This is a genomic window from uncultured Sphingomonas sp., assembly GCF_946477935.1.
In the GTDB taxonomy this organism is placed as follows: domain Bacteria; phylum Pseudomonadota; class Alphaproteobacteria; order Sphingomonadales; family Sphingomonadaceae; genus Sphingomonas.
Map to the genome: position 1 here is coordinate 1 of NZ_CAMLAC010000269.1, position 4,272 is coordinate 4,272.

2 protein-coding genes are annotated in these 4,272 nt (G+C 67.6%); one reads left to right on the forward strand and one right to left on the reverse strand.

What is annotated here, in order from left to right:
- Positions 1 to 2,163: TonB-dependent receptor (locus tag Q0U08_RS18085; protein WP_298093063.1), on the reverse strand; the 2,163-nt coding region annotated here is incomplete at its 3' end.
- A gap of 145 nt (positions 2,164 to 2,308) precedes the next feature.
- Here Q0U08_RS18085 and Q0U08_RS18090 point away from each other — a divergent pair.
- Positions 2,309 to 4,272, forward strand: a 1,964-nt coding sequence (locus tag Q0U08_RS18090) for a glycoside hydrolase family 3 N-terminal domain-containing protein (protein ID WP_298093065.1), incomplete at its 3' end; no start/stop codon positions are given.

Here is a 4,272-nt window from a genome sequence, read left to right on the forward strand (position 1 = left end):
GTCCAGTTCGGGCAGGCCGCGACGCAGGCTCAATCGATCCGACAGGATCAACGTCGGCGTCAGATTGCCGTAAACGAACGGGCGAGGCTTTGGCGGCGGAGGCGGCACCGGTGGCGCGCCCGGCACCGGTTCCGGCGGGGGCGGCGGGGCCGCTCCCAGAGGGCCATGGAACTGGATACGGCCGGCCAATGCCCGTTGCCGCCCACGATCCAGATTGAGCGGGCGCAGGTCGGCGAACAGCAACTGCCCGGCGGCATTACGACGGAACCGGTCGGGAAACGCCGCCTGGATCGCCGGCGTCGTGGCCGCCAACGTCATGCTCTGATCCTCGATCACCGTTTCCGTCAGATTCACGCCGAAGCGGATTTCGCGCCGCTTCCAGGGCTTTACGTCGATGCCCAACGTATTGACTCGGCGTTGTTCGGGGGCGAGCGCCGGATTGCCGCCCTGCACCGTGGTGACCAGGGCGGTGGTGCCGGTGACAAAGTCGAAAAACGGTGATCCAGGCAGGTTGATCGCCGGGGTCACCAGTCGCTCGATCGGCGGTGGCGTGCGCGACTCGCTGACCGAGGCGGTGAACTGCACCGGTGACCAGGGCGACCAGAGCAATCCGTAGCTGGTATTGCGCAGGCTGCCATAGCCGGACACCGCCGACACGCCAACCGTCCCATTGGCCGACAACTCACCGATCGCCTCCAGCGCCCCCTCGCGTGCCGAAGCGATCGGCACGTTCGCGCCGATGCTGGCGGTACGGATCGTGCGGTCGACGCGATTGGCATTGGCGGACAGCAACTGCGTCGTGCCCGACGAGTTGGCGTAGTCCAGCGAGGCGGTGACCATTGCCTTGCCCGCCGGCAAACGCAGCAACGGTCCATTGGCCACCGCCTTGCCGGTGATCGTGCGTGTGACCGCACGGGTGCGATCGATCGGCAGTGGACCAGACCGGCGCGCGATCTCGGCACCGAACGGATCGATGCCCGCGGCGATCGCCGCCTCCGCCAAGCCGGGATCGAAGCCGCGCACGCTTAGATTGGTATTGCGCAGGCGATCGATCGTGCCTGTCACATTCCAGTTCCAGTCCCCCAGCGCCCCCTGCACCGTCGTCCCGCCTGACAGCTTAAGCGACTGTGCACGCCCCGGTAACGGGCCCGCCTCCTTCAGGTAACGGTACAACAGGACGTCGTTGGCGAAGGGCAGGCCACCCGCCCCGCCTGGCACACGCCACGCCGTCGCGGCATAGCCCGTCGTGCCGGATTGCCGCTCCGCCTCCACCGTGAACTGCGCCGACGCCGTGACGGTCTTGCCGATCGCGTCGGACCAACTGGTGTTGACCTTCACCCGCTGCACATCGGGCGTGATCGACCGGATAGCGAGGGGATCGCCTATTCTCGGTGGTGTCGCCCCCGGCACATAAGCCGCAAGCGTGCCACGATCGGCTGCACGCAAGGGCACCAAGGCCCGCCTCACCGGCTGCCCCGCCAGTCGGTCGAGCACAGGGTCGATCGAGCCGCCATCGATCCCGGCGACCGTGCCAACGGGGTCATAAAGCAGATCCGGATCGGGCCGGATGGATCGCTGGCGCTGGATCAATCCGTCGCGATGCGATGCATTGACCGCGACGATCCACCGGCGATCACGCTGCAACACGGTGGACCCGACATCGGCCTCCGCCCCAAGAGCACCGCCATCCGTCGCGCCGCGCAACGTCTGTTCGGCGGTGACGGCCCGGAAATTGGCCTTCGTAACGATGTTCATCACCCGCCGGGTCGGGGGATAACCGAACTGGATCGCCACCGGCTCCGGCAATATGTCGACGCGTTCGATCGCCTCGGGCGGCAGATTGCTCATCTCCTCCCAGCCTGAGATGCGCCGATTGTTCAGCAGCAGGATCGGCGGCTCACCGCTGTTGCTGGTGGTCAGGCCCTGCACCGCCCGCAGCAGGTCGCTGATCTTCGTCACGCCCAGCGCATGGATCGCGGCTTCATCCAGCACGCCCACCGGCTTGGCATCGGTGATGACGGCATTGCGCTGCCGCTCGCCAGTGACGACGATTTCGTCGGACGGCCGGGCTGGCGGCGGTGCGTCCTGCCCGAAAGCCGTGACGGGCACGCCGATCGCACCGCCCAGCAGCAGCCACCGCCGCCACATGCCATCATCACCCACCGGCATCTCCCTGCCATGTCTCCCACGGGCGGGTGTATCAGGCGGATGTGACACCCGGCAAACGAATAACCACAAGGCTTTCCTGCGGCTTGCCCCGCATGCCACCGGGGTCTAGCCCGGTGAGCGAACCGATGCAGGAGCCGCCATGACCGCCACCCTCCCCCGTCGCCAGGTGCTGAAGGCCGGTGCCACCATTGCCGGCCTGTCACTGGGTCGCATGGCCTGGGCGCAAGGGTCGGACCGGATCGAGACCCTGATCGGCCGGATGACGCCCGCGGAAAAGGCGGGGCAGCTTTCCTGCTTCTCCGACCAGATCCGCCCCATCGGGCTACCCTTCAACCCTGGTCTTCCCGCCCGCAACGACGCCGCCGCGCAGCTTGCCCGGATCAGGACGGGCGCGATCGGCATGCTGTTCAACGGCGTCGGCGCTGCCGGGGCCAAGGCGGCACAGGACGCCGCGATGCAGACCCGGTTGAAGATCCCGCTGATCTTTGCCGGCGACGTGATCCATGGCCTGCGCACCGCCTATCCCCTGCCCATTGCCGAGGCCTGTGCGTTCGATCCCGATCTGGCGGAGCGCACCGCGCGCGCCGCCGCGGTGGAGACGACCGCGCTCGGCATGCACTGGACCTTCGCGCCGATGGTCGATGTCGCGCGCGACCAGCGCTGGGGCCGCGTGGCGGAAGGATCCGGCGAGGACGTGTATCTCGGCACGCAACTGGCGGTGGCACGCGTCCGCGGCTTCCAGGGACGGTCGCTCCGATCACCCGACAGCCTGGCCGCCTGCGCCAAGCATTTCGCGGCTTACGGCGCGGTGTCGGGCGGGATGGATTACAACTACACCGAGATTTCCCCGCAAACGCTACACGAGGTGCATCTCGCCCCGTTCAAGGCGTGTGTCGACGCCGGGGTCGCGACGATCATGTCGTCGTTCAACGACGTGAACGGCGTCCCCGCCTCGGGCAATCACTGGCTGCTGACCGAGCTTTTGCGCGGACAATGGGGATTCCGGGGCATGGTGGTGGGCGACTATACCGCGGACGAGGAACTGGTCGCACATGGCTACGCCGCCGACGGCCGCGATGCGGCGAAGAAGGCGTTCCTGGCCGGCATGGACATGTCGATGGCATCCGACCTGTTCAATCGCTGGCTCCCCGATCTGGTGGAGAAGGGCGAGGTGCCGGTCGCCCGCCTGGACGAAGCGGTGCGCCGGGTTCTCCAGTTGAAGGAAGCCATCGGACTGCTCGACGATCCCTATCGCTCGATCAGCGCGAAGGCGGAGCGGACGCAGGTCTCGACACCCGCCATGCTCAAACTCTCGCGCGAGGCGGGGGCGCGCTCCATCGTGCTGCTCAGGAACGAGGGCGACCTGCTGCCGCTCAAGGCCGATCCCGGCCGTATCGCCCTCATCGGCCCGTTCGGTGAGGACCGCGACAATGTCGTGGGCACCTGGGCGTTCATGGCGGACGCGAAGCTGAACGTCTCGGTCGCGCAAGGGCTACGCAATCGCAAGCTGGCCCCGACCGTCGTCAAGGGCTCGGAGGTCGAGACGCCCATCCCCGGCGGCATCGACGCCGCCGTCGCCGCTGCCCGGGACGCCGATATCGTGCTCCTGGCGCTCGGCGAAACGCAGTTGATGTCGGGCGAGGCGCAGTCGCGTACCGAGATCGTCATCCCCGAAGCGCAGATGGCCTTGGCCGAGGCGGTGGCGGCAACCGGCAAGCCGATCGTCGTCCTGCTCCGCCATGGCCGCGCGCTCGCGCTGCACGGCGCGGTCAAGGATGCGCCTGCCATCCTGGCGACCTGGTTCCTGGGATCCGAAAGCGGCAACGCCATCGCCGACGTCCTGTTCGGCGATGTGAACCCGTCCGCCAAGCTGTCCGCCAGCTTCCCGCGTGAAAGCGGGCAGCAGCCCTTTTTCTACAATCACAAGAATACCGGCCGCCCCGCCCCCGACACCGGATCGCAGGAATACAAGGCGCGCTACCGCGAAACGAAGAACGAGGCGCTGTATCCGTTCGGCCACGGCCTCAGCTACACGCGCTTCACCCTGTCCGACATCATCGTGCCGCCGCAGATGACCGACCGGCTCGCGGTGACTGCCACCGT